The 25,746-nt window shown below is 64.1% G+C and carries 20 protein-coding genes; 3 read left to right on the forward strand and 17 right to left on the reverse strand.

Annotated features, from left to right (window positions below):
* Window positions 1–8: 8 nt before the first annotated feature.
* The 5 genes from OEZ49_RS16705 to OEZ49_RS16725 form a co-directional block, all read right to left on the reverse strand.
* Window positions 9–3,464, reverse strand: a complete 3,456-nt coding sequence (locus OEZ49_RS16705) for an indolepyruvate ferredoxin oxidoreductase family protein (protein WP_263389380.1) — start codon at window positions 3,462–3,464, stop codon at window positions 9–11.
* Window positions 3,465–3,650: 186 nt separating this feature from the next.
* Window positions 3,651–4,295 (reverse strand): 3-oxo-tetronate 4-phosphate decarboxylase, encoded by a 645-nt coding sequence (gene otnC, locus OEZ49_RS16710; protein ID WP_263389381.1) that lies wholly within the window; start codon window positions 4,293–4,295, stop codon window positions 3,651–3,653.
* Window positions 4,292–5,521, reverse strand: a complete 1,230-nt coding sequence (gene otnK / locus OEZ49_RS16715; protein WP_263389382.1) for a 3-oxo-tetronate kinase — start codon at window positions 5,519–5,521, stop codon at window positions 4,292–4,294. The genes otnC and otnK overlap by 4 nt, the downstream gene beginning before the upstream one ends.
* Window positions 5,518–6,315: an N-acyl homoserine lactonase family protein gene (locus tag OEZ49_RS16720; RefSeq protein ID WP_263389383.1), complete on the reverse strand. Its 798-nt coding sequence runs from the start codon at window positions 6,313–6,315 to the stop codon at window positions 5,518–5,520. The genes otnK and OEZ49_RS16720 overlap by 4 nt, the downstream gene beginning before the upstream one ends.
* Window positions 6,312–6,650 (reverse strand): putative quinol monooxygenase, encoded by a 339-nt coding sequence (locus OEZ49_RS16725; RefSeq protein ID WP_317853182.1) that lies wholly within the window; start codon window positions 6,648–6,650, stop codon window positions 6,312–6,314. The genes OEZ49_RS16720 and OEZ49_RS16725 overlap by 4 nt, the downstream gene beginning before the upstream one ends.
* A gap of 101 nt (window positions 6,651–6,751) precedes the next feature.
* Between OEZ49_RS16725 and OEZ49_RS16730 the strand changes: the two genes are divergently transcribed.
* From OEZ49_RS16730 to OEZ49_RS16740, 3 genes are read left to right on the forward strand one after another with little or no spacing between them, the layout of a single operon-like run.
* A complete protein-coding gene (locus tag OEZ49_RS16730) occupies window positions 6,752–7,843 on the forward strand; it encodes an isocitrate/isopropylmalate dehydrogenase family protein (RefSeq protein WP_263389385.1) in 1,092 nt (363 codons plus the stop codon).
* Window positions 7,840–8,862 (forward strand): Gfo/Idh/MocA family protein, encoded by a 1,023-nt coding sequence (locus tag OEZ49_RS16735; RefSeq protein WP_263389386.1) that lies wholly within the window; start codon window positions 7,840–7,842, stop codon window positions 8,860–8,862. The genes OEZ49_RS16730 and OEZ49_RS16735 overlap by 4 nt, the downstream gene beginning before the upstream one ends.
* Entirely contained in the window at window positions 8,859–9,536 is a 678-nt protein-coding gene (locus tag OEZ49_RS16740; protein ID WP_263389387.1) for a GntR family transcriptional regulator, read from the forward strand. The genes OEZ49_RS16735 and OEZ49_RS16740 overlap by 4 nt, the downstream gene beginning before the upstream one ends.
* Before the next feature lie 37 nt (window positions 9,537–9,573).
* On the opposite strand, the gene OEZ49_RS16745 is transcribed toward OEZ49_RS16740, so the two are convergent.
* The 12 genes from OEZ49_RS16745 to murB all read right to left on the reverse strand — a co-directional run bounded on the left by OEZ49_RS16745 (window position 9,574) and on the right by murB (window position 25,726).
* Entirely contained in the window at window positions 9,574–12,159 is a 2,586-nt protein-coding gene (locus OEZ49_RS16745) for an ATP-binding protein (protein WP_263389388.1), read from the reverse strand.
* An 82-nt stretch (window positions 12,160–12,241) separates the two neighbouring features.
* Window positions 12,242–12,757 (reverse strand): molybdopterin-dependent oxidoreductase, encoded by a 516-nt coding sequence (locus OEZ49_RS16750; RefSeq protein ID WP_263389389.1) that lies wholly within the window; start codon window positions 12,755–12,757, stop codon window positions 12,242–12,244.
* A gap of 183 nt (window positions 12,758–12,940) precedes the next feature.
* Window positions 12,941–13,552, reverse strand: coding sequence for a response regulator transcription factor (locus OEZ49_RS16755; protein WP_263389390.1), 612 nt, complete (start codon window positions 13,550–13,552; stop codon window positions 12,941–12,943).
* Window positions 13,553–13,803: 251 nt separating this feature from the next.
* A complete protein-coding gene (locus OEZ49_RS16760) occupies window positions 13,804–15,489 on the reverse strand; it encodes a chloride channel protein (protein WP_263389391.1) in 1,686 nt (561 codons plus the stop codon).
* 104 nt (window positions 15,490–15,593) lie between these two features.
* Window positions 15,594–17,243, reverse strand: coding sequence for a DNA repair protein RecN (gene recN, locus OEZ49_RS16765; RefSeq protein WP_263389392.1), 1,650 nt, complete (start codon window positions 17,241–17,243; stop codon window positions 15,594–15,596).
* Window positions 17,244–17,282: 39 nt separating this feature from the next.
* Entirely contained in the window at window positions 17,283–18,137 is an 855-nt protein-coding gene (locus OEZ49_RS16770) for an outer membrane protein assembly factor BamD (RefSeq protein WP_263389393.1), read from the reverse strand.
* A 159-nt stretch (window positions 18,138–18,296) separates the two neighbouring features.
* Entirely contained in the window at window positions 18,297–19,217 is a 921-nt protein-coding gene (lpxC, locus tag OEZ49_RS16775) for a UDP-3-O-acyl-N-acetylglucosamine deacetylase (protein ID WP_263389394.1), read from the reverse strand.
* 212 nt (window positions 19,218–19,429) lie between these two features.
* Window positions 19,430–21,055 (reverse strand): cell division protein FtsZ, encoded by a 1,626-nt coding sequence (gene ftsZ / locus OEZ49_RS16780; protein WP_263389395.1) that lies wholly within the window; start codon window positions 21,053–21,055, stop codon window positions 19,430–19,432.
* A gap of 383 nt (window positions 21,056–21,438) precedes the next feature.
* Complete coding sequence (gene ftsA / locus OEZ49_RS16785) at window positions 21,439–22,773, reverse strand: cell division protein FtsA (RefSeq protein WP_263389396.1); 1,335 nt, start codon at window positions 22,771–22,773, stop codon at window positions 21,439–21,441.
* Window positions 22,774–22,781: 8 nt separating this feature from the next.
* Window positions 22,782–23,786 (reverse strand): cell division protein FtsQ/DivIB, encoded by a 1,005-nt coding sequence (locus tag OEZ49_RS16790; RefSeq protein WP_397545681.1) that lies wholly within the window; start codon window positions 23,784–23,786, stop codon window positions 22,782–22,784.
* Window positions 23,774–24,694 carry a D-alanine--D-alanine ligase gene (locus tag OEZ49_RS16795; RefSeq protein ID WP_263389397.1) on the reverse strand — a complete coding sequence of 307 codons (921 nt, stop codon included), beginning with the start codon at window positions 24,692–24,694 and terminating at the stop codon, window positions 23,774–23,776. The genes OEZ49_RS16790 and OEZ49_RS16795 overlap by 13 nt, the downstream gene beginning before the upstream one ends.
* Window positions 24,695–24,799: 105 nt before the next feature.
* The gene (murB, locus tag OEZ49_RS16800; protein ID WP_263389398.1) at window positions 24,800–25,726 is read right to left on the reverse strand and encodes a UDP-N-acetylmuramate dehydrogenase; all 927 of its coding nucleotides are present in this window, start codon (window positions 25,724–25,726) and stop codon (window positions 24,800–24,802) included.
* Window positions 25,727–25,746: the final 20 nt, after the last annotated feature.

Here is a 25,746-nt window from a genome sequence, read left to right on the forward strand (position 1 = left end):
AGCCGCAGCTATGCGGCCTCTGTCTGTGCCGCCCCGATCGCAGCCCGCAGGGCAACGCGCTTTTGCGCGACCGCTTTAGCGTGGCGTTCACGGACGTGACCATAGCCCCGGATATGTTCGGGAAGGTCGAGCAATTCGATAATTCGCGCTGCCGCCGCGTCCGACCAGTGGGCGATGGCAAAGTCGATATCGGCCTCGTATTCGGTCAGCAACTGACGCGCTAGACGCACCTCCTCGGAATTGCGGAACGGGTCGAGGACGCTGCCGCGCAGGAAACGCAGCCGGTTCATCAGGCCAAAGGCCCGCATCGCGGTCTTGCCCTTGACCGCGCCCTTGACCTGCTTGCCGGTCTTGGGGTCGGTGCCCCCAAAGGGCCAGGCGCCGAAGAAAAAGGTCAGTTCCATATCACCCTCAAAGGTCGCTTCAAGCTGCGCGCGGAACTCAGGCTTGCCGTAAAGCCGCGCCACCTCCCATTCGTCCTTGACCGCCAGCAACTTGTAGTACCCCCGCGCGACCGCGCGCTGCGCCGCCTCGCTCAACCCGGCGTCGGCGATCCGATCCACCATGTCGGTATAGCGTTTGGCAAAGGCCGCGTCCTTGTAGGCGGTCAGCTCCGCCACCCGAAGGTCCATGATCTCAGCCAGCGTCGGTTCGCGGCGTTCACCCAGCGCGACAGGGGCATCATCGCCCGCCAACCGCCGGGCGGCAGCCGGATCGGCCAGCGCCAGGCGCCCCAGATCAAAGGCCTTGCGATTCCGGGCCACGGCAACACCGTTCAGATCAATAGCGCGGTGGATCGCCTCTAACGACAGTGGGATACCGCCCTGCTGCCAGGCTGCCCCCATCAGCACCATATTGGCATAGACCCGGTCGCCCATCACCCGCTCGGCCAAGTGCTGGGCCTCCAGCACCTGCGCATCCGCCCCCAAGAGCCCGGTCAGGCGGGCGGCCTGTTCCGCACCGCTCAATTGCCAGTCGGGATTTTTTGAAAACTCGGACGTCGGCACCACGGTCGTATCGCTTACCGCCACCGACTTGCCCGGCGTCAGTTTCGACAGCGCCTCATCGCCCGCCGCCACCACCAGATCACAGCCAATGAGCGCATCCGCCTCGCCCGCCGCGATACGCGTCGCGCGCATCTGCTCGGGGCTGAGCGCGATCTTGATATGGCTGTGCACGGCGCCGTATTTCTGCGCCAGCCCTGTAATGTCGAGGTTCGAGGAGTAGAACCCGTCGGCATGCGCCGCAACCGCCAGCGTCTGGCCCACGGTCACAACCCCGGCGCCCCCAATGCCCGAAACAAGAATGGACCACGACCCGTCGATGGCGCGTGGGCGCGGCGCCGGCAGGTGGCTCACGTCGATCTCGACCTCGGCTGCCTGCACCTTGCGCGGGGTGGCGCCGGTGACGGTCACGAAAGAGGGGCAGAACCCCTCGACGCAGGAGAAATCCTTGTTGCAGGACGACTGGTTGATCATCCGCTTTCGTCCGAACTCGGTTTCCAGCGGCTCGATCGCCATGCAGGCCGAGACGGTGGAACAGTCGCCGCAGCCTTCGCAGACCTCAGGATTGATGAACACCCGCTTGTCCGGATCGACCCATTTGCCGCGTTTGCGCAGCCGCCGCCGCTCGGTGGCGCAGGGCTGGTCATAGATGATCACGGTCACGCCGGGCAGCTTGCGCATCTCGGCCTGTACGACGGCCAGCTCGGTACGCGGATGCAGGGTGACCCCCTCGCCCAGCGCCTTGCCCTCGTATTTCTCGGGCTCGTCCGACACCAGCGCAACGCGCCCCACGCCCTCGGCCTTCAGCTGGCGCACCATCTGTTCCGGGCTCACCTCGCCATCATGTGGCTGCCCGCCGGTCATCGACACAAAGCCGTTATGCAGCAGCTTGTAGGTCATCGTGGCCTTGGCCGCGACCGCCGCGCGAATAGCCATCAGGCCCGAATGGAAATAGGTCCCGTCGCCCATGTTGGCGAACACATGCGTCTCGTCGGTGAACGGGTATTGCCCCAGCCACATCGCCCCCTCGCCACCCATATGGCTGACCGAGTTGGTTTTGGCCGGATCACGCATCATCGCCATCGTATGGCACCCGATCCCGGCCAGCGCCCGGCTGCCGTCGATCACCTGGGTCGAGCGCCCGTGCGGACAACCGGCGCAGAATGACGGCGCCCGGATCACCCCGCCCGCCAGCGCCGGTGGCCGGCTAGGATGGTTCGGCATCGACAGGCCGCAGTCGGGGTCTGTTTCCTGCGCCACCCGCACCAGAATGCGGGTGACCATGTTCGGATCGATCTCGCCAAACCCCGGGAAGGCCGTATCGCCCGCCTGCGGGTCATAGGCCCGGCCCGAGAATGTCTTGCCCACGATCCGGGGCGCGCGCGCCGTTCCATAAAGGCTGGCGCGGATCTGGTCCTCCAGCATTCCGCGTTTTTCCTCGACTACGACGATTGCGTCGAGCCCTTCGGCGAATTCCCTGATCACCGTATCGTCGAGCGGCCAGATCATGCCGACCTTCAACAGCCGCACCGGCATCCCGCCCAGTTTCCCGTCGCGATAGCCAAGCCCCGACAGCGCCTGGTTCAGGTCCTGCCAGGCCTTGCCAGCCGCCACCACGCCGATCCACGCGTCAGACGCACCGCTGATCCGGTTCAACCCATTGGCGCGGGCGTAATCCAGCGCCTTGCGCAGCTTGACGTCCCACAGCACCCGCTCCTGCTCCAGTATCGGCACAAAGGGTTTGATGGAGGTGTCCGGGCCGCCGTCCTCGGGCAGCGCGATGGCCGGGCTGTCCGGCGCCACATAGACCGAGCCGCCGCCCTCGACCACATCGGTCACCAGTTTCATGCCCACGATAGTGGATGAAAACCGGCTCATCGCGATCCCGTGCAACCCCATGTCCAGTACGTCCTGCGCATTCGCAGGCGCCAGAAGCGGCACGCCCAGCGAGGCGAAGTTCATGTCGGAATAGCACGCAACGGTCGAGGATTTGGCTCCGTGGTCATCGCCCACCAGCATCAGCGAGCCGCCCTTGGGATTGGTCCCCGACAGGTTTGCATGCCGCAGCGGATCCATCGACCGGTCCATGCCCGGCGCCTTGCCGTACCAGATCGAGAATACCCCATCCACACGCGCGCCCGGAAACAGACCTACCATCTGCGACCCCCAGGTCGCGGTGGCGGCCAGATCCTCGTTCACCCCTGGCTGGAAATGGATGTTATGCGCCTTCAGCTCTTTCTCGGCCTGCCACAGCGCCATGTCATAGGTGCCCATGGGCGAGCCGCGATAGCCCGAGATATAGCCGCCGGTATTCAGCCCCGCCACCGCATCGCGCCGGTGCTGCTGGATCGGCAGCCGCACCAGCGCCTGCATCCCGGTCATATAGACCCAGCCCTCGTCCTGGTGCAGCCGGTCGCGCAGGGTCATGCCAAGACGTTTGGGGGGCGTCTGGTCGGTCATGCGGCGTCTCCCTTCAAGCCCTGGAGGACATCGGCCATGACCGCACGGCGGTACAGGATAGCTATCATCGTCACGTCCTCCCTCTCCGCTAACGACTGTAAGGATTTTCCGCGTCTGGCCAATCCTTTCGACAGCGCCGGAGCAGGCAGGAAGCCCTTTGCCGCGACGTCACGGCTGGCGCGCCCGTCACCAGTCGATGTCAAAGGCGCGCACCACCGCGCGAACCTGTTCTTCGCTCAAGGCGCGCGGGTTCACCCCCCGGGTCAGCAGAGCCAGCTTGGCGGTTTCCTCCAGCTCCTCGATGGCATAGGCCGCCGCCCACAGATCCTTGCCCGCCACCACCGGCCCATGGTTGGCCAGCAGCACCGCCGAGCGTTTGCCCGCCAGCCCACGCACCGCAGCCCCCATGCCCTCGTCGCCGGGCAGAAAGAACGGCAACAGCTGTACCTTGCCCAACCGCATCAGCGCATAAGGCGTCAAGGTCGGCAGTACGTTGTCGGGGTCAACCTCGGGCAGCATTGACAGGGCGACAGAATGGGTCGAGTGCAGATGCACCACCCCGCCCGTCCCGGCCCTGGTGTCATAAAACGCGGAATGCAGAGGGATTTCCTTGGTCGGCGCATCGCCGCCCAGATGGCGGCAATCCCCGGACATCAGGCTGATACGGGCCGGATCGAGAAAGCCCATCGAACTGCCCGTGGGCGTCACCAGCAGGCGCCCGTCGGACAGGCGAACCGAGATATTGCCCGAGGCACCGCAGGTCAGCCCGCGGTCGAACATCGACTTGGCGATGCGGCAGATATCCTCGCGGGCACGCGCCTCTTCGCTCATCCCCTGCCCTCCATCAGTGCCAGCGCGGTTTCAAAGAAATCTTCGTCCCCGAAATTCCCCGATTTCAGCGCCAAAGCCACATCTCGCCCCTCGATCCGCACCACCGGCACGCCCGGCGCGATCCGGGGGCCGATGTTCAGAACCCCGGCCTTCAGCCCCGAAACAACCGCACCCGAGGTCTCGCCGCCCGCGACAACAATCCGGCTGTATCCCTGCTCCACCAGCGCGGCGGCCAGTTGCGAAAACAGCCCCTCGATGGCATGTGCTGCAACCTCGCGCCCATATGTCTCCTGCGCGGCCTGCACAACCTGCGGGTCGGCCGAGGAATAGACCAGCGGCACACCGTCCTGCGCCACGACCCATTCGGCCAGAGTCGCTGCGGTCACCGCTCCGGCAACAGCCGCCTCGGCGGTCACCTCAAAAGCCGGATGCGCGGCGGCATATCTTGCCACCTGCGCCCGCGTCGCTCGCGAACAGGAACCCGACAGGACAACCCCCGGCCCCGTCACCGGCTGCCAGCCCGGCTGCGCCGGTGTCGCGCCATGATTGGCGGGCAGGCCCAGCGCGATCCCCGACCCGCCACAGATCAGCACTTGCCCCCGCGCCGCCTGACCGATGGCAAAGAGATCCGCATCGCGGATCGCATCGACGATCACCATCGCGCGCGCCTCGGGCAGGGCCGCGACAATCGCCTCACTACCCTGCGCCACCACCTGCGCCGGAACGTGCGCGACAGGCCAGGTGGTCTGCGCCGCCAGAACCCGGCGCAGATCGGCATCGGTCATAGGTGTCAAAGGGTGATCCTGCATCCCGCTTTCGTTCAACAGCCGGTCGCCGACAAAAAGATGCCCCTGATAGACCGCGCGCCCATTTTCAGGAAAGGCGGGGCAAACCAGCACATGCCGCGCGCCCAATCGCTCGGCCAGCGCTTCCAGCACCGGGCCGATATTGCCCTCGGGCGTGCTGTCGAAGGTCGAACAGACCTTGGAGACGATCTGCTGACATCCTTGCGCCAGCAGCCAGTCGCAGGCGGCAAGACTGTCGCGGACAGCCTCCTCCACCGGCGCCGTGCGCGATTTCAACGCCACCACGCCTGCATCCAGCGACCCCTCCGCCGGGTCATCGGGCACGCCGATGAACTGCGCCACGCGAAACCCGGCCTCGGCCAGCGTCAGCGCGATGTCGGATGCGCCGGTGAAATCATCCGCGATGACGCCGATCTTCATATGCTGATCTCCCGAACCGGACCCTTGTCCAGTCTGGTGATATGCGCTGCCACCTCGGATGGAAACACCTTGCGTACCAGTGGGTCATGCCCCGGCACGATCAACTCCCGGCGCGAGGCCAGTTTTTCCAGCCGGGTGAATCCCTCCAGCATGTCCTCCATGTCGACCACGATGGGAAAGGGTTTTCTCAGCCAGAGGTTCTCGTAGAAATGCGCCGCGTCCGAGGCCAGCACCAGCCATCCGGCGGTGGTGCGCACCCGCACCGCCTGCAACCCGCGCGAATGGCCGCCAATGCAATGCACCGTTACACCATCGGCAATCTCGGCATCGCCCTCGTGGAAACTCAACTTGCCGCGATAGAGCCGCGTCACCGCCTCGCACACGTGACCGGCGGTAAAGGGCATGCGCAGCGTGTCGTGGCACATGCAGGGACCGGTGGCATAGGCCATCTCGGCTGCTTGCAGATGCAGATGCGCATTGGGAAACAGCGCCAGACCGCCCGCATGGTCGTAATGCAGATGGGTCACGATGATCTCGTCCACCTCGTCGGGCGTGACCCCCAGCGGCGCCAGCGCCGCCTGGGGGTCGATCCTGATCGGTCGGCCCCGGTCGCGCGCCTCACCATCGTCATAACCGGTATCGACCAGGATCACCCGGTCACCGCGCCGCAGCAGCCACATGTAATAGTCCATCGCATGCGGCGCGTCGTGATTGTCGTCAAAGATGAAGCTGTCCGCGCGGGTCCGGTTGTCGCGGTCGGCGTATTTCACCGCATGCACTTCCCAATCGCTCATCGGATCACCTCCTCGTAGAACCGCACCGTCTTTTCGGCCACCATGCCAGCGACGGCGGCATCGAAGGCCCTGTAATGCGCGCTGGCCAGATGTGCGTCAAAGGCGCGCCGGTCGTCATAGATTTCATAGAGGAATATCTCGCCGCCGTCGCGGCAGATGTCGAATTGGCGACATCCCGGCTCCAGGTCCCGCGATGCGCGCGCATTCTCGATCATCAGGGGCAAGAACGTATCCACCCTCTCGGGATGAATCCTGAAGCTTACAGTGACTGCGAACATCCCGCCTCCCCGCTCCGGCCTGGCAAAGCTTTTGTCTTGTCGATTGACGGTAGACATACTGCAATTCTTTTCGTATGCGTTAACGTATACATTGTCAACATTTCAGAAAACCAACCCGCGCGCCCGTCGCGGACGCCGTCAGAAAGGGACCGAACACGATGCAAAATGCCTATCAGATCGCCGTCTTTCCGGGCGACGGCATCGGCCCCGAGATCACCGCCCCAACCGTGGAGATCCTGCAATCGCTTGCCGATGCCGCCCCGGATTATGCGCTCCATTTCGCCGAGGCGCCCGCCGGGGCAGGCCATTATCGCGACACCGGCACCGCCCTGCCCGCTTCATCGCTGGCGCTGGCCCGCGCCTCGGATGCGATCCTGCTGTCGGCGATGGGCCTGCCCGACGTGCGCTATCCCGACGGCACCGAGATCACTCCGCAGATCGACCTCAGGATGGAGCTGTCGCTCTTTGCCGGGGTGCGGCCGGTGACGCTGCGCCCGGGCCAGCCCGGGCCGCTGACCCTGCCGCCGGGCAAGACCATCGACTTTGTCCTGATCCGGGAAAGCACCGAGGGGCTGTTCTTTACCAAGGGCCGTGGCGAGGTCACCAACACCGAGGCCCGCGAAACCCTGCGCATCACCCGCGACACCTCCGAAAAACTGTTCCGCTTTGCGTTTGACCTCGCCGCCCGGCGCAAGGCATCGGGGCGCGGCAAGGGCCGGGTCACCTGCGTCGACAAGGCCAACGTGTTCCGCGCCTTCGCTTTCTTCCGCAAGATTTTCGAAGAAGAGGCCGCACGCCACCCGGACCTGACGGCAGATCACGCCTATGTCGATGCCATGGCGCTGTGGATGGTGCAGAGGCCCTGGGATTTCGACGTTCTGGTCACCGAAAACATGTTCGGCGACATCCTGTCCGACCTCGGGGCCGGGCTGATGGGCGGGCTCGGCATGGCGCCCTCGGCCGATATCGGGCTGGATCACGCGGTGTTCCAGCCCTGCCATGGCACCGCGCCCGACATTGCGGGCCAGGGTCTTGCCAACCCGTTTGCCATGCTGCTGTCGGCGGCGATGATGCTCGACTGGCTGGGCGACAAACACGACAATGACGGACTGCGCCGCGATGGCAATCGCCTGCGTCAGGCGGTCGAACAGGTGATCGCCGAGGGGGCTGCCCTGACCCGCGACTTGGGCGGCACCGCCGGAACGCGGGCTGCGGCGGATGCGGTCGCCCGGGCTTTGTCTCTGCCATGACCCTGCTGCGTGTCGCCTGTGCCGGTGCCGGATATTTCAGCCAGTACCATCTTGGCAGCTGGTCGCGGATGGACAATGTCGACCTCGTCGGCACCTGCGACCGCGATATCGCGCGCGCCCGGGCCACCGGCCTGCCCGGCTTTGATGACCTCGCCCGGATGCTGACCGAAACGCAACCGGACCTGCTCGACATCATCCTGCCACCTGAAGCCCAGGCAGCAGCGATCCGCACCGCGCTGGCGCACGGGGTCAAGGCGATGATCTGCCAGAAACCCTTTTGCCGCGACCTGGCCGAGGCGCGACAGATCACGGCCGAGGCCGAGGCCGCCGGCGCCCTGCTCGTGATCCACGAGAACTTCCGTTTCCAGCCCTGGTACCGCGCCGCGAAACAGGCGATCGACGGCGGGCGGATCGGCGCCGTACAGCAGGTCACGTTTCGCCTGCGTCCCGGCGACGGACAGGGGGCCGATGCCTATCTTGATCGGCAACCCTATTTCCGGACGATGAAACGCCTCCTAATCCATGAAACCGCCGTGCATTGGATCGACACCTTCCGCTACCTGCTTGGCGAGCCAACAGCCGTCTACGCCGACCTGCGCCGCGTCAACCCGGTGATCGCAGGCGAGGATGCGGGCCTGATCCTCTTCGACCATCCCGGCGGCGTGCGGGCGCTCTTTGACGGCAACCGCTGCCTGGATCATGCCGCCGACAACCTGCGTCGCACCATGGGAGAGGCGCTGATCGAAGGCGCGGGCGGCAGCCTGTCTCTGCGCGGCGACGGCTCTCTCTGGTACCGCCGGTTCGGCGCGCTGGAGCTCACCTGTATCCTGCCCCCCGACAACTGGACCGGGTTCGGTGGCGACTGCGTGCATGCCTTGCAAACCCATGTCGTATCTAGCCTTCTGGCCCGGGCCCCGCTGGAAAACCGCGCCCGCGACTATCTGCGTGTGCTCGAAATCGAAGCCGCGATTTACACCTCGGCCGAAACCGGCCGCAAGATTACGTTGGAGGCCCCGTGAAACAACCCGACGCCAAACCTCTGTCCAACACCCAGCGCGCCGTGCAGGACTTGCGCCGTATGATCTTTGACGGCACCCTTGCCGCAGGGTCCGACCACCTGGAAACCGAACTGGCCGACCGGCTTGGCATGTCGCGCACTCCGGTGCGCGAAGCTGCCCTGATGCTCGAAGGCCAGGGCCTGCTGGAATTGCGCCCGCGCAAGGGGGTGCGCATCCTGCCCGTCTCCCCCTCCGACATGCGCGAGATCTATGACATCCTCACCGAGCTTGAAAGCCTCGCCGCACGGCGCGCCGCCGAGCGGCGGCCCGACGACGCGGAACTGGCCGGGTTGGCAAAGGCGATCTCGGATATGGACGCGGCGCTCGACAGGAACGATCTCGACGCCTGGGCCGAGGCGGACGACCGGTTTCACCTGGAACTGGTCCGTCTCGGGGGCAACACCCGCCTCGGCGCGATGGTCATGCTGATGACCGACCAGGTGCGCCGGGCGCGCGCGGTCACCCTGTTCATGCGGCCCAAACCGATTCAGTCCAACGCCGATCACCGCCGCGTCTACGAGGCCATCCGCGCAGGCCACCCCTATCTGGCGGGTGACATCCACCACCAGCACCGCCGGGCCGCCGGCGACATGATGGTCGCGCTGCTCGAACGCCATCGTCTGAACCACATCTGACCGGCACCGGCGTCCCGGTGCCACCGGGCCTCTCGCGTCAGAGCCGCAGCAACGGGCGGCTTTCCGACCACGCGCCCTCTAGCCGCGCCTTGCCCACATGGATCGCCGCGGCATCCGATGCCTTCGCCGCATCCTCCATCTCGGCCAGCAGCGTCTGTATCTCGACCAGCCCGAACGCCCCCGCGCTGCCCGCCGCCTTGTGGATGCTGTCCGCCAGCGCGGGCCATCCGCAACCGGCCCGCAAATCGGCATCGATACCGGCGAGAAGATCGTCGAACTCGCAGGTGAGACGCTGCAACAGCTGTCCGGTCCCGTCGTCCCCCAGCACCTCGCGCATTTCCGAGATCCGGGTCCGAACCAGCTCGGAACCGTCCGGCTCGGCCACATCCACTGCACCGTTTGCCCGCTTTGCACGCGCCTTTGGCACATGCTCCAACAACAGACGACGGAGGTCCTTCAGAACCAGCGGCTTGCCCAGAAACCCGTTCATGCCCTCGGCAAGAAAGTTCTGCCTGTCACCGGGCAGAACATTGGCCGAAAAGGCAACGATAACGGAATCGCGCGAGGCGCCGGTTCCCCTGCGGATCAGGCGGGTTGCCTCCAATCCATCCATGACCGGCATGCTGATATCCATCAGGATGAGATCGAAACGCCGGCCGGCGGCCTGTTCTACAGCCGCCTGCCCGTTCACCGCGGCCGCCACCCGGTGCCCCTGCTTTCTCAGCATGGTGCTGACGACCTGCAAATTGATCTCGTTGTCCTCGACAACCAGGATATCGAACGTTGCCGATTCCAAGAAACCGCTATCCACGTGCCTGTGCGCATCCGGCGCCGTGGCGATTTGTACCGGGATGTGGAAATGAAAGACGCTGCCCTCACCCAGCATGCTTTCGACACCGATCTCGCCGCCAAGGTTGCGCGCCAACCGTCTAGCGATCCCCAAGCCCAGACCGGTCCCTCCCGCCGATCTCCTAAACGAGGCGTCAGTTGTTCGAAAATCATCAAAGATCAGGTCGAATTGTTCTTCCGGTATGCCCATTCCCGTGTCTACCACCCGAAACTCCAGCCCCGGCTGTTTCCGCCCGCCGTTCGACGGCAGCGGGCTTTGCTCCACCTCGATGGCGATATGGCCGTTTTCCGTGAACTTGATTGCATTGCCCAGCAGGTTCAGCAGGATCTGTTGCAGATGCCGCCTGTCGGTGATCACCCAGGGCGCCCGCTTACCGACCCAATACCATTCCAGACTGTTGCCCCGGGCGGCGGCGCTGGCAAACTGGCTCTCGACGCATTCCTGTAGAACCTCGTCGGTGTCCACCGTACTCAGCACAACCGTCATTTTGCCCGCTTCGAGACTGGCGATATCGAGCACGGAATTGATGTGCCCCATCAGCAGCTTTCCAGAGATCTCCATGCTGCGGACATACGCGGCTTGCTCTTCGGACAGTTCCGTTTCTTCCAAAAGCGAGAGATTGCCAAGTATCCCGTTCAGCGGCGTTCGGATTTCATGGCTCATCACCGTCAGGAACTCGGCCTTCACCTTTTCACCGGTCAGGGCCCGGTCGCGTGCCTCGACGAGTTCCTTTTCGTCCCCGACCTGGCGCGAGATATCCCGGATGAACCCCACGATGATCTCTTCGGTCCCATCAAAGGCCGATTGAAGGGTCAATTCCGCCGGAAAAACCGTGCCGTCCTTGCGCCTGGCGGTAAACTGTTCAAGCCGCGGACCAGCTGTCACTACCTGCTCTCTGGCGGCGCGCTGCCGATCTCTCTGGTGGAGGAGATCCCGCATGTTCAGCGGGATCACGTTTTCGGACACCGGTCGTCCGATCACGTCGGCCGCGCGAAACCCGAACATCCGCTCAGCGACTGCGTTGAACTCTGTCACCCTCCATGAAATGTCGAGCACCACAACCGCGTCCTGCGAGGTGGCCAGAACCGTCTTGATCCGTTCGCTAACCTGCTGGATCTGAATACCCCGCTTGAATGTCTTTCGGTTGACGAACAGCAGATATGCGCTGACCGTGACCAACGCGACCAGAAGCCCCGCAACCAATGCCATCGCCCGTGTGATGGTGGTGACCAGCGCCTCTCTGCGGTTGTCCGATTGCCGGGCAAGCAGCGCAAGACCCTGAACCGAAATCTCGCGCACCTGTGGACGCAGCCCGTCGATTTCCGCCATCAACCCCGGAAGCGCCGCGATCAGACGGTCATCCGGTCCGTCTATCACAGGCAGGTACGCGATCAGAACAGACCGGATTTTACGCAAAGGTTCAGTAAACTCGGGCTGGGAATTGAGCGAAAAGAACAGCTTGCCGTCCTTTAGCATTCCGCTGCGGCTGAAGAAAATGTCGAAGGCCTTACGGATCTCCTCCACTTCGGTGGCAGTCAGCTCACGACCCTGGACAGCCAGGGCGTCCTCCAGCGCGTCCACAAAGTGAACGTGATCCACCTCAGTCTGCGACAACGTCCATTGAACGTTGTCGGACATGGCGGATTTCAGGCTTTCCACATCCTGTAATGCTTGCCGTGTCAGCAACGCCACCAGCAGGACCAGTACCGCCAGCCCGCCGCCGACAATCGCACCAAGAACGGTGCTGCCACGCTCTTGTTTGCGCTGGAACATCATTCTACTGGTTTATGAGGTCCTACTAAAACGCGCAATCTATCTCCTCGTGTCTGTGGTCCCCTGGCCCGAGGTGAAAAGCCTATTGGATGATTTCGATCCGATCCAGTTGCCAAATGCTGCGGGTATAGATCGTTTCTGTCCGGAAACGATCAGACGAGTCATAGGGATAGACGACCCACAACGGTCCCTTGTCACGACGGGACATGGGCTGGCCATTCATCTCATAGGCTACGACCGGCGCATTCGCCTCGACCGAGGCGACGGGGATATGAACAATATAGTCGTTCACCGCATGCGCCCGGATAGTGCCGGATGTCACACCCACACGAGCAAGAATATCCGCCAAGGGGACACCCTTGAACCGCACGACACCCTCGGTCCACAGTGTTGTCGTTTCAAAGGAGACCTGCCGCATCTCTCGCAGCATCGCCAGATCGAACTGGGCGTCTTTTCCCGAATTCGTCTGCTCGATATTGCCTGATATCACCAGAACCACGTCCTGGGATGGAACCGGCAGTTCCCCAGCCGTTACCGAACCAGTCCAAAACAGAAAAATCGCAAAGGAAAGGAGTGTCTTCAGGTACTTCAAAATCATCGCCCCATCTTCAAGCGTACAAGTTAGCAGAACTATGGATATATCCTGATGTTCTGAAAGCAGCCCTTTCAGGTATTTGAGCTATCCTAAAGAATAGTATTGGACTTGCACCGCAGCCTTAGTCATCCCCTTCACTTGTTCGGGAGCTCCGCCTGCCCGTGATCAAGGTCTTTATACGGCCCTTCAGAACAGACCCGCATCTTTTGCAATCAGAGCCGCCTGGGTCCGGTTCTTTGCATGCAACTTGCGGCACAGGGTTTTGACATGCAGCTTGATCGTGACCTCCTGCAGGTCTAACTCCCGGGCAATTTCCTTGTTGGCCAAACCCAGACAGAGGCGTTCCAAAACCTCCAACTCGCGACTGCTGAGGTCGGCCGCAATCGGATGTTTCCGCTCGGCGTCGCTCGAGTTCATGAAATCGACCGGGACGTATGTCTCGCCTGCTGCAATAAAGCGCACCGCATTGACCAGAGACTTTGCCCCCATCGTCTTGGGCAAGAAACCCGCAGCTCCGGCGGCCAAAGCGCTCTGGGCAACAGATTTGCTGGCGGTGCCGGACATGATAGCGACCGGGCGGCCATCGCCGGCCTCCATCGCCTTACTCATCCCTTCAAGGCCATTCATCCCGGGCATAGCGTAATCCAGCAGAACCACATCGAACAATGACTTGCTGGCCGCCTCGCATGCAGAGTTCAGGTCCGGAACAGTGATGACGACTATATCTTTCTCGCTTTCCAGATATGCCTTCAATGCGTCCCGAACCAGATCGTGATCATCTGCCAGCAGAACCTTCATATGCCCGCCTTGAACTTTCTACACACCAACTTGTTTATACATCTTCGGTTAATAGGACCGCATTCGCAATCACTTACTGCAATACCCGCAAACTTGGAGCGTTGCCGTCCCCCCTTGGCGCGGCGAGATACGACAAGCTCTCACCCTGATGGGCAAGCCATGATGTTTAAAACAGAGCAGAGTTCAATCATTGCGTCCGGCTCACTACCCGACGACCAACCGGTCCAGGCTTCTCACCCCGCGCCCCTGAATCAGGAATGTTCCTCTGCCGCCGTCGCCGCCAGCGCCCGGTTGTAAGCCTTGAGCGCGTCCACATGATAAAGCGCGCCGACCGGGGTTTCACCGCCATCCTCGTCCCGGATCACCACCGGAATGCACCACATCTCGTCCCGGTCGAACCAGGGCATTGCCGCCTCCAGCGTCGCGCCCGCCTGGATCGACACGCCGTCGGCCATCAGCGTCTCGCATTCCTCGCGCGAGATACAGCGCGCATCGCCCAGCGGCCGCATCACCGCACCTGCCCGCAGCAACGCCAGCAGATAGGCCTGCGGACCGGCGGCCAGATGCACATCGCGCCGCTCCAGTTGCGTCAGGAAGAACGACCGGTCCACAAGGCGCGAGGCCAGCGCCGTCGACATGCTGACCGCAACCATCACCGCCAGCCCGATCTGCCAGTCCCCGGTCAGTTCGAACACGATGAGCGTGGTCGAGATCGGCGCCCCCAGCACCGCGGCCGCCACCGCCCCCATGCCCGCAAAGGCATAGAGAACGTGCGTGCCCGAGACATCCGGCAGCAGGCTGGTGGCGATCAGGCCAAAGGCCAGCCCGGTCAGCGCCCCGATCATCAGCGCGGGTGAGAACACGCCGCCGCCCATCCGCCCCCCCATGGTGATCGCCAGCGCCGCCGTCTTCATCACCGCAAACAGGATCGCCGTGCCCAGCGCCAGCTCGCCGCTCAGCGCCAGGATCGTGGTCTCGTAGCCGACACCGATGATATGCGGGAACCAGATCGCCATCAGCCCCAACAGCGCGCCCGACACCGCCGGGCGCAGCCACCGGGGAAAGCGTAACCGGTTCTGCACCAGCGTGCCGAAGCTGTCGGCAAAAAAGATCGCCCGCATCAGCACCAGCGAAACGAGCCCGCAGATCAGCCCCAACAGCAGAAAGGCGGGCAGTTCCACATAGAATTGCAGCGAGCCCGGCGTCTCCAGCACGAACTCGGTCACATCGCCACGTTCCAGCCGGTTGACTACCGTTCCCGCCACCGCCGCAATGGTAATCGGGGCAAAGGCATGCACCGCGAAATGGCGCAGCACCACCTCCAGCGCAAACAGAACCCCCGCGATCGGCGCATTGAAACTGGCCGACACCGCCGCCGCCACGGCGCATCCCAACAGGTCGCGCCCGGTGATCCCGTCGGCGTCGATCCTGCGGCAGACCCAGGTCGAGATCACCCCCGCCATATGCACCACCGGCCCCTCGCGGCCGGACGACCCGCCGGAACTCAGCGTGATCAGCGAAGCGATCATCGACCCGATCCCGGCGCGCACCTCGACCCGTCCATCGCTAAGCGCGGCGCCCTCGATCACATCCGCGACCGCGCGCACACGCCCATCGGGCGTGGTCCAGTGCAGCACAAGACCTACCACAAGCCCGCCAAGGGTCGGGATCAGCAGGATCCAGGACCAGTGCAGATGCTCGGCAAAACTGTGCAGGAAATGCACGTCCTCGGTGCCGTAAAGCGCCGCCTGCAACCCGTTGATCCCCTTGCGAAAGGCAACCGCCGCCGCCCCGGCGGCGACACCGATGGCCAGGGCGATGAACCAGAACTGCACCTGGCTCGGGCCACGATGGCGCAGCACTTTCCAGGCATCGGCGAGTTCCGCCTTTGCCTGCATCATCTGCTGCACCAGAACGGTACGGATGGACTGGATCATTCTGCGCCCGGGATGCCTTTTCCCCTTAGTAGGACAGCCAGCCCCGTCAGGAAAGACGCTTTGCCCCTCCGCTCACTTGCAAGTGCCCAGGTGTTGCGCCCGGGTCAGGACGTGAGCAGCGCCCGGGCCGCCGCCCGGGCCGCCTCGGTGATCGTGTCTCCGGCCACCATGCGCGCGATCTCGTCAACGCGGTCCTCTGCGTCCAGCGGCACCACTGTCGACAGAGTCGCGCCTTCTGTAACATCCTTTTGCACCCGCCAATGATACCCGCCGCGCGCCGCCACCTGGGGTGAATGGGTCACCACCAGAACCTGCCCGCCCTCGGCCAGCGCCGCCAGCCGCCGCCCGACCGCATCTGCCGTCGCGCCGCCGACCCCTCGGTCGATCTCGTCGAATATCATGGTGACGCCCCGGTCATCGCCATGCAGGCAGACCTTGAGCGCCAGCAGGAACCGGCTCAACTCGCCGCCCGAGGCGATGCGGTTGAGCGGCCCCGCAGGCGCACCGGGGTTGGTGGCTACCTCAAAGGTCACCGCGTCCCGCCCCTCCGGGCCCGGCTCCGCCGGTTCCATCCGGGTCTGGAACACCGCGCGCTCCATCTTCAGCGGTGCAAGCTCCGTCATCACCGCCGCATCCAGGTCCAGGCCCGCGGCCAGCCGTGCCTGCGACAGCATACCGGCAGCGGTGTCATACTCTGCCTCGGCCTGGGCCAATGCCTTCTGCAAATCCGCCAGGTCAGCATCGCCCGCATCCAGCGCCGCCAGCTTGCCACGGAGTGTATCGGCATAACCCGCCAGTTCGTCGGGCAACACCTCGTGCTTGCGTGCCAGCGCCCGGATGGCAAACAGCCGCTCTTCGGCTTGTTCCAGCTCGACCGGGTTGAAATCCAGCGCCTCAAGGCAATCCTCGACCCCGGAATGCGCCTCGCCCAGCTCGATCATCGCCCGACCAAGGGCGGCAACCGCGCTCTCCAGCCTGCCGCCCGCCTTGTCGCTCACCCCTTCGAGCCAGCGCAGGGCATCGCCCATCGCACCCTCGGCCCCCTCGGCCCCCAACAATTGGAAGGCGCGGGCCACGTCGTCGCGAATGCGTTCGGCCCCCTGCATCATTCGGCGCTGCGCATCCAGCGCCGCCTCTTCGCCCGGCTGCGGCTCCAGCTTGTCCAGCTCGGCCACCGCGTGGCGCAGGAAGTCCTCCTCGGCCCGCACCGCCGCCAGTTCGGCCTCTACGGTCTCGACTCGGCGCCGCGCCTGTGACCGTGCGGTCCAGGCCCGGCGCACTGTCTCCATCAACTCGGAATGGCCGGCATAGGCGTCCAGCATCGCGCGATGACCGCGCGGGTTCAAAAGCCCGCGATCGTCGTGCTGGCCGTGCAATTCCACCAGCGTCTCGGATAGCGCCCGCAGCACCTCGCCCGAACAGCGGCGGTCATTGACCCAGGCAGTCTTTCGGCCATCCGCCGTGTTCACCCGCCGCAGGATCAATTCGTCGCCGCCCGGCAACCCGGCCTCAGCTAGGATCTCCTGCGCTGGATGGCCGTCTGCCAGATGAAACTCCGCCGTCACCTCGCCCTGTGCCGCGCCCTGCCGCACCAGTTCCGCGCGGCCACGCCAACCCAGCACGAACCCCAAACTGTCCAGCAGGATCGACTTGCCCGCCCCGGTCTCGCCGGTCAGCACGTTCAGACCCGGCTGGAACTCAAGCTCCAGCCGGTCGATGATAAGCATGTCCCTGATTTCAAGCGCCCGAAGCATCAGCGGCCCCGCAAGACGGGCCAGAGGCCCGCCATTCCCTTACAACCACTGCCCCTTGATCGACTGGCGATAAATCTGGCTCAGCCAGTTGTTGCCCGGATCGCGCATCTTCAGACCGCGCGCCGTCAACAGTTTATAGCTGGCCTCGTACCATTCCGAGGACTGATAGTTGTAGCCCAGGATCGCGCCCGCGGTCTGCGCTTCGTTCACCAGCCCCAGCGACAGATAGGCCTCGACCAGACGGTGCAGCGCTTCTGCGGTATGGGTGGTGGTCTGGAAATCCTCGACCACGACGCGGAACCGGTTGATCGCGGCGGTGTAATGCTGACGGCGCAGGTAATACCGGCCGATCTCCATCTCCTTGGCCGCAAGGTGATCAAAGGCCAGGTCGAATTTCAGAATCGCCGAGGTCGCGTATTCGCTGTCCGGATAGACCTCGATCACCGTCCGCAACGCTTGCAGCGCCTGAAAGGTCAGTCCCTGATCTCGCCCGACCTCGTCGATCTGGTCGTAGTAGCTCAGCGCCAGAAGATACTGCGCATAGGCCGCATCCTCGTCCGCCGGGTAAAAGTCGATATAGCGCTGCGCCGCCGCCCGGCTTTCGGGATAATCCTTGCCGGCATGGAACGAGAACGCCTGCATGATCAGCGCCCGCTTGGCCCAGTTGGAATAGGGATAAAGCCGCTCGACCTCAGAGAAGTAAAAAGCGGCGTCGTCGGTGCGTTTCTGCGACAGCTCGTATTCGCCGCGTTCGAAAATCTGTTCCGGCGTATAGGATTCAAGGTTCTGGGTACGATCCGCCGCAGGGCGGAATCCGCCTCCGCTACATGCTGCCAGAACCGTCGCCAGAAGTAACGCGCCGATAATCCTGGCCCCTGCCCTGATGCCCATCATGCCGCTTGTCCTTGTCGTCTTGCGAGCGGAGTGTGTCCCCCGGTTGCGCCTTGGTCTAGCACATTAATTTCCGCTGCAAAACGCCCTAAACGCATCGCCCGGCCTGTTGGCCGGGCGACGGTGAATTTGAGTCGTGCCATGCGCGGCATGGACAAAAACTCAGGCAACCTGCGGAATTTCAGCCCAAACCAGGCCCTGACCCGGCAACAGCGCCGCCTGTTCCGGCGTGCACAGGATCGGGCGCACCGCGCCCGGCTCCTCGAACAGGGTCCGGAGCAAGGTGTTGGTCAGGGAATGCCCCGCCTTTTCACCCACATACCGGCCAAGAATCGGACCGCCCGCCATATAGAGATCGCCCAGCGCATCCAGCATCTTGTGGCGCACCGCTTCGTCGGCATGGCGCAACCCGCCCGGCGTCAACACCTCGGCACCATCGACCACCACCGCGTTGTCCAGCGTCCCGCCCAGGGCCAGCCCGTTGGCGCGCATCGCCTCGACATCGGCCCGGCGGCAGAAGGTGCGACTGTCGCTCAACTCGCGGGCGAAACTGCCGTTGCGCATGTCCATCCGGCGGGTCTGGCGACCGATCGCCGCATCGGCAAAGTCGATAGTGAATTCGATCTCCAGCCGGTCCGAAGGCATCAGGGTCGCCCGGGCGCCATCCTTCTCGACCGTCACCGTCTTGAGCACCTGATAGGCCAGCACCGGCGCCGCTTGGCGCCGCACACCACGCGCCATGATACCGCGCACGAACTCCACAGCCGATCCGTCCATTATCGGCACCTCGGGCCCATCGATCTCGATCAGCGCGTTATGCACGCCACATCCCGCCAGTGCAGCCATGATGTGCTCGACCGTCGAAACAGAAACACCGGCGTCGTTGACCAGACGGGTGCACAGCGGGGTGCGCTCGACCAGATCATAGATCGCCGGGATCATGGAGTCGCCGATCTCGATGTCCGTCCGCTTGAACCAGATTCCATGGCCGGCGGCGGCAGGACGAAGGGTCAGTTTGGCGGGGGCTCCGCTGTGCAGACCATTCCCCTGGAAGGTCACCGAGGTTTTCAGCGTATGTTGCAAGATGGGCCTCTGCCAGCTGTTTACAGCCTCTACGAGCTGTGTTGCATCTCAGGTAAGCGACCACCCCCAAAGGCTCAACTCAATCTTTGTAACCGATTGAAACAAGTCTGTAACAGATCGGCAAAACTCCGCCCGGCCCTATACAACAACCTGTTTTACAACAGAAAAGGGTCGCCCAGAGGCGACCCTATCCAGAAGTATTGTGACCGCTATCAGTTGGCTTGACGGCGCAGGAAGGCCGGGATTTCAATCCGCTCCTGATCCGGATCGCTCTCTGCCCGCGCGGGTGCCGTAGCGTCAGTCTGGCGCATCGTCGGCTGCTGCCGCGCCGGTGCGGCGGCGCGTTCGGGCGGCACGTCGGCGGCATGTCCGGTCATCCGGTCAATCAGCCGGTTGAACCCGAACCGCGGCTTTTCGGCTGTCCCATGCGGTGCCGGGCGCTGGCCTTGCTGCGGTGCCTGCGGCGCTTTTTGGGCGGCGGCCTGAAGCCGGCGCAGCGCCTCAGGCGAGGGTGTGCCCGGCGCCGGAGCGCGCGGTGCCACAAATGCCTCTACCTGCACTTCCTCTTCCTCGTAAGCACGCGGCGCAAACTCCGGCACTTGCGGTTGATAGGCCGGTGGCGGCAGGCCGTCGTCATCCAGGAGTTCTGGCTCGTCGGCCTCAAAGATATCCTCGCCCAGATCATGGGCCGCAATCTGCTCGACTTCCATACCTTCGAACAGCGTCGGTTCTTCTGCCGCTTCGGCAACCGGGGCCGGAGCCGCAGCCGGCTGTTCCAGGGTCAGCGGCGCCGGTCGCTCTTCAGCGGCAACCTTCTGCTTGAGCGGAGCGTTCATCGACCGGCGCGGCACCGGCAAGTCGGCATTGACATCGACCGCATCGATCCCAGTCGCCACGACCGAAACCCGCATTGCCCCTTCCATAGAGGTATCGAGTGTGGAACCGACAATGATATTCGCGTCCGGGTCCACTTTCTCGCGGATGATATTGGCCGCCTCGTCCAGTTCGAACAGGGTCAGGTCATGACCGCCGGTGATGTTGATCAGCACGCCCTTGGCGCCGTTCAGGCTGATTTCGTCCAGCAGCGGGTTGGCGATGGCCTTTTCGGCCGCCTGCACCGCGCGGTCTTCGCCCTCGGCCTCGCCGGTGCCCATCATCGCCTTGCCCATCTCGTCCATCACCGCGCGTACGTCGGCAAAGTCGAGGTTGATCAGGCCGGGCCGCACCATCAGGTCGGTCACGCCCTTGACGCCCTGGTACAGCACGTCGTCGGCCATCGAGAACGCCTCGGTAAAGGTGGTCTTTTCGTTGGCCAGGCGGAACAGGTTCTGGTTCGGAATGATGATCAGCGTATCGACGACCTTTTGCAGCGCGTCGACCCCGTCCTCGGCCTGACGCATCCGCTTGGCGCCTTCGAACTGGAATGGCTTGGTCACCACGCCCACGGTCAGCACACCCAGCTCCCGCGCTGCCTGCGCGATGATCGGGGCCGCACCGGTACCGGTACCACCACCCATACCAGCGGTGATGAAACACATATGCGCGCCCGCCAGATGATCAACGATCTGTTCGATGCTCTCCTCGGCGGCAGCAGCGCCGACCGAGGCCCGTGCCCCCGCGCCCAGCCCTTCGGTGACCTTGACACCCAACTGGATCCGCAACGGCGCCTGGCTTTGCTGCAACGCCTGCGCGTCGGTGTTGGCGACGACAAAATCGACGCCCTCCAGCTGTTTCTCGATCATATTGTTGACAGCGTTGCCACCAGCGCCCCCGACCCCGAAAACGGTGATCCGCGGCTTCAAGTCGTCCTGTCCGGGCATCGAAAGGTTCAATGTCATGCTCTGTCCGCCTGTTCTACACCCCGCCTTTGCGGGATTTTTCTTACCTATCCACAGGCAATCCTACCGTTCTCGACCGGCTTCGTCACCTGCAAAACGTAAAATCAATACAAAATATGGAAAGATTCTTCGCTCAGACGCGGTATTTCGCCGATCGTCACAGATATTGCGGGAAACTGTCAGACAGACACAACAAAGCCGATCCCCGCACGCCGTCCGACGGCGGGAATCACAAGTTCGATATTTCCGAGGGACCTGCTCGCCCCATATGGCGCCACGTGCCGGGCGCTTGTATTCAACCTATCACGGCCCGGATCGTTTGTCACCGGCAAGTGGGGCCGTTTTCCAGCAAAAATCGCAGTAAAAGCCCCCCCGAAGACACCTTACCAGTTGTCGCGGAACCACTTCACCGCCCGCCGCAGCGAGCGGGCCGGATAGCGATCCACGGGCACCTCGAAATCCCACCACTCATCCTGCGGATGGGCGGCGAACAAGCTCAGCCCCACCACCGAAGAGAACCCCGGCCCGGTCGCCGATTGCGGCAGCCCATGCACCCGCAGCGGCCGGCCAAGGCGCACCCGCTGACCGAGGATACGGCTCGCCAACCCGTCCAAGCCCATGATCTGGCTGCCGCCCCCGGTCAGCACGATCTGCTGACTTGGCAGATGGTCGAACCCGGCCGCATCAAGACGCACCCGCACCTCTTCCAGAATCTCCTCGACCCGCGGTCGCATGATACCGATCAGTTCTGCCCGGCTGACCGAACGGCGATCATGCTCCCAATCGCCGGTATCGCCGCCGATGTCGATCATCTCGCGGTCGTCGGCGCCGGTGGCATGCACCCCGCCGGAAAAGGTCTTGATCCGCTCGGCAGCCGCCATCGGCACGCCCAGCCCCATGGAAATGTCACCGGTCACATGATCGCCGCCCATGCGCACGCAATCGGCATAAATCATATGTTTCTTCAGAAAGATCGACACGCTGGTGGTGCCGCCCCCCATGTCGATACAGGCCGCGCCCAGTTCCTGCTCGTCTTCGACCAGCGCCGAAACCCCCGACACATAGGCCGAGTTGGCAATCCCTGCCAGTTCCAGGTCACAGCGCTTGATGCAATGGGCAAGGTTGCGGATTGCGGTGGAATCCACCGTCAGCATATGCATGTCGACCGACAGGGTCTGACCCAGCTGCCCGCGCGGGTCGATCAGGCCCGACCGGTTGTCAAGCGAGAAATTCACCGGCTGCGCATGCAGAACCTCGCGCCCGGCGCCATATTCCGGCACCTCGCAGGCGTTCAGCACCCGCCCGATCTCGGCCTCGGTCACCACCTGGGTTTCCAACTCGACCTTGGCATCCAGTCCATAGGAACGCGGGTTCGCCCCCGAAAAACAGGCGATCACGTGATCGACCCTGATATCTGCCATCTTCTGCGCCGCCTGAAGCGCGGTGCGGATGGCGCGCTCGGTCTCCTGCATGGCGGTGATCTCGCCAAACTGCACCCCGCGCGACCGGGTGGTCGCGGCGCCGATCACCCGGAACCCGGTCTGCCCCGCCATCGAGCCCACCGAGGCATCATCACTCAGCCGTCCGGTTCCATCGAACCGCAGGACAAGACAGGATATCTTTGAACTTCCGACATCCAGAATGGCCACCACACCCCGCTGAATGGCCTGCTGGCGCATCTGACGCATTGCACGCTGCGACTGATAAAGATCCGTCATCATCTGTCTTACTGCCCGTTTCCGCTCGTACTTCTTACCCGCCACCATTCGGTGGCGGCTGCCTCTGTCATCTTGATCGTGGGCCGCGCGCCCAGCCGCATGTCGATATCCGCGACGCCGCGCTCGAGCAGCTCCTGCACCTCGTTGACCGCCAGCACCCGCTCCAGCGCCTGCACCGGCCGTTCCGTCGGCAGCAATATCCGTTGCCCCCGATCCAACACAACATCCCAACGGCGCTCGCCGATCCGCACCAGGCCCCGCATCCGCTCGCCCAGCGGCCGCGCCGCCCGGATCAGCCGCAGCGCCTCGGCCACGTGTTTGTCCGCGCCTTCGCCCACGATCAGCGGCAGGTCCGGCCGCTCAGCGCGGCGGGCCAGATCATCTACATGGGCGCCGGTCTCGTCCAGCATTTCCAGCCCGCCACGTGTCCGCCAGGTCACGGCAGGCTGGCGCTCGACCACATCTACCTGCAACACGCCGCCGGGCCGGATCCGGACCGTAGCGCTCTTGACCGGGTCCAGCCCGATGATCACCTGCCGGATCTGCTCCACATCCAGATCGAACGAGCTGACCGGAAAGTCGAGCGGCACCACCTCGCGGATATCCTCGGCCAGGTTGGTCCCCGCCCCATCGATCGCCATCAGCTTGACCATGAACTCCGGCCGCTCCTGGATCGAGGCGCGCACGTCAGCGACAAAGGCGTTCAGCGCATCGCGGCGTTTTTCGCTGGCCAGAAAGCCGCTGCCCAGGGCGAACACCAGGCAGAACGGCACCCCGATCCGCATGCCCAGCCGGATCCCCGGCGTCAGCATCCAGCGCTGCATCCGGTAGCTCAGCCTTGACGGCGCCGGGTCGGATTTCTTCGGGCTCTGCTTCAGCCGCGACAACCCCTCCAGCCGCATCCCGGTTCCCGTGGGCGGCACCCTGCCCGCCGCTTCGAACGCGGCATCCTGCCCCGCGGGCAGCTGCGGCCGGAACCGCACCGGTAAAAGGACACGCTTCAGCGATTGCACGAGGCGTCCTCCACCAGCCAGGCGCAAAGCTGGCCGAATGTCATGCCCAGCGCCGCCGCCTGTTCCGGTGCCAGCGAGGTGGGCGTCATGCCCGGCTGCGTGTTGGTCTCAAGCAGGTAGAGCCCCTCGGCGCCGCGCGCCTCGTCCCAGCGGAAATCGGTACGGCTGACCCCCCGGCACCCCAGCGCCCGATGTGCCCGCAGCGCATAGTCAAGGCAGAGGTCGAAGATCTCCTGCGGAATATCCGCGGGCACCACATGGCGTGAGCCGCCGGGCGCGTATTTGGCGTGATAGTCATACCAACCATCGGTGATGATATCTGTCACCGTCAGCGCCCGGTCGCCCATCACCGTGGTCGTCATCTCGCGCCCCGGCACATATTGCTCGACCATCACCTGCGCCGGCATCTCCCGCGACAGTTGCGGCGGCCGGTTGGCGTTTTCCTGCACGATATAGATCCCGACCGAGGAGCCCTCGTTGTTCGGCTTCACCACATAGGGCGGCGCCATCACATGCGCGGCCTCGACGGCCTCCCGTTCGGCGATGATGCTCTCGACCACCGGCAGGCCAGCGGCGCGGTACACGTCCTTGGTGCGCTGCTTGTCCATCGCCAGCGACGAGGCCAGCACACCGGAATGCGTATAGGGAATGCGCAGCCATTCCAGCAGCCCCTGAACGCAGCCATCCTCGCCCCAGCGGCCATGCAATGCGTTGAACACGACGTCGGGCGCGACCGCGCGCAACCGGTCGCACAGGTCCGATCCCGCATCCAGTTCGACCACCTCGAACCCTTCTCCCCGCAGCGCAGCGGCGCATTCACGCCCGCTGACAAGCGAAACCTCGCGCTCGGCCGAAGGTCCGCCCATCAATACCGCCACCTTGGGGTGTGTCCCGCTCGACTTACCCAACTCAGTGCCTCAGTGTTTTCCGGGTCTTGTTGTGCGACCCGTTGCTGTCCTGATCCCCGGATTCCGCCCCTGTACTTGCCTGAAAGGGTTAACGGTTTCGGGGTTTTAGTCTTGTAACGGATCACCGACCCGCATGATTTCCCACTCTAGCGTTATGCCGCTGTTGTCGTAAACCTTTTTTCGCACCTCTTCGCCCAGACCTTCCAGATCTGCGGCGGTGGCGCCACCGGCGTTGATCATGAAGTTCGAGTGTTTCTCGCTCATCTGCGCCCCGCCCCGGCGCGCGCCGCGCATCCCGGCGTCATCGATCACCTTCCACGCCTTCAGCTCATGCGTGTCATCCGCCCGCCCGGTCGAGGAAAACCCGGCCGGATTGCGAAAGGTCGATCCGGCGCTGCGCTCCTTGGTCGGTTGGGTTTCGTCGCGCTTTTGCAACTGCGCCTCCATCCGCGCATGCAGCTCCTCGGGGTCGCCCTCGGGCCCGTGCAGCACCGCCGAGACCAGCACCGCGCCCTCGGGCAGGTCCGACTGGCGATAGCGGAAATTCAGATCCCCGGCGCCCAGTTCCGCAATCTCGCCATCGCGCATCACCACGGTCGCGCTGTGAAACACATCCGCCACATAGCTGCCATAGCAGCCCGCATTCATCCGTACTGCCCCGCCGATCGAGCCGGGAATGGTCCGCAAAAAGGTCAGGTCAATGCCCGCATCCGCCGCCTTCTTGGCCACATGCGCATCCAGCGCCGCCGCCCCGGCGGTCACCGTGTTGCCCTCGACCTCAATCATGTTAAACCCGCGCCCCAGCCGGATCACCACGGCCCGGATGCCGCCATCCCGCACGATCAGGTTCGACCCGACCCCGATCGGAAACACCGCCACATCGGCCGGAAGCAGGCGCAGAAAGGTTTGCAGGTCCGCCACATCGGCCGGCTGAAACAGCCAATCCGCCGGTCCGCCCACCCGCAGCCAGGTAAGCTCCGACAACGCCCGGTTCGGGGTCAGCCTGCCCCTGATTTTGCTGGTGTCGATCATCTCTGCCCGCCCGTCTTGTT

The organism is Ruegeria marisflavi (assembly GCF_025673445.1).
Classification (GTDB): Bacteria; Pseudomonadota; Alphaproteobacteria; order Rhodobacterales; family Rhodobacteraceae; genus Ruegeria_B; species Ruegeria_B marisflavi.

Coding starts and splice junctions, on each gene's coding strand:
- OEZ49_RS16705 (WP_263389380.1), bottom strand. CDS start 3,464: ATGACCGACCAGACGCCCCCCAAACGTCTTGGCATGACCCTGCGCGAC.
- otnC (WP_263389381.1), bottom strand. CDS start 4,295: ATGAGCGAAGAGGCGCGTGCCCGCGAGGATATCTGCCGCATCGCCAAG.
- otnK (WP_263389382.1), bottom strand. CDS start 5,521: ATGAAGATCGGCGTCATCGCGGATGATTTCACCGGCGCATCCGACATC.
- OEZ49_RS16720 (WP_263389383.1), bottom strand. CDS start 6,315: ATGAGCGATTGGGAAGTGCATGCGGTGAAATACGCCGACCGCGACAAC.
- OEZ49_RS16725 (WP_317853182.1), bottom strand. CDS start 6,650: ATGTCTACCGTCAATCGACAAGACAAAAGCTTTGCCAGGCCGGAGCGG.
- OEZ49_RS16730 (WP_263389385.1), top strand. CDS start 6,752: ATGCAAAATGCCTATCAGATCGCCGTCTTTCCGGGCGACGGCATCGGC.
- OEZ49_RS16735 (WP_263389386.1), top strand. CDS start 7,840: ATGACCCTGCTGCGTGTCGCCTGTGCCGGTGCCGGATATTTCAGCCAG.
- OEZ49_RS16745 (WP_263389388.1), bottom strand. CDS start 12,159: ATGTTCCAGCGCAAACAAGAGCGTGGCAGCACCGTTCTTGGTGCGATT.
- OEZ49_RS16750 (WP_263389389.1), bottom strand. CDS start 12,757: ATGATTTTGAAGTACCTGAAGACACTCCTTTCCTTTGCGATTTTTCTG.
- OEZ49_RS16755 (WP_263389390.1), bottom strand. CDS start 13,552: ATGAAGGTTCTGCTGGCAGATGATCACGATCTGGTTCGGGACGCATTG.
- OEZ49_RS16760 (WP_263389391.1), bottom strand. CDS start 15,489: ATGATCCAGTCCATCCGTACCGTTCTGGTGCAGCAGATGATGCAGGCA.
- recN (WP_263389392.1), bottom strand. CDS start 17,243: ATGCTTCGGGCGCTTGAAATCAGGGACATGCTTATCATCGACCGGCTG.
- OEZ49_RS16770 (WP_263389393.1), bottom strand. CDS start 18,137: ATGATGGGCATCAGGGCAGGGGCCAGGATTATCGGCGCGTTACTTCTG.
- ftsZ (WP_263389395.1), bottom strand. CDS start 21,055: ATGACATTGAACCTTTCGATGCCCGGACAGGACGACTTGAAGCCGCGG.
- ftsA (WP_263389396.1), bottom strand. CDS start 22,773: ATGACGGATCTTTATCAGTCGCAGCGTGCAATGCGTCAGATGCGCCAG.
- murB (WP_263389398.1), bottom strand. CDS start 25,726: ATGATCGACACCAGCAAAATCAGGGGCAGGCTGACCCCGAACCGGGCG.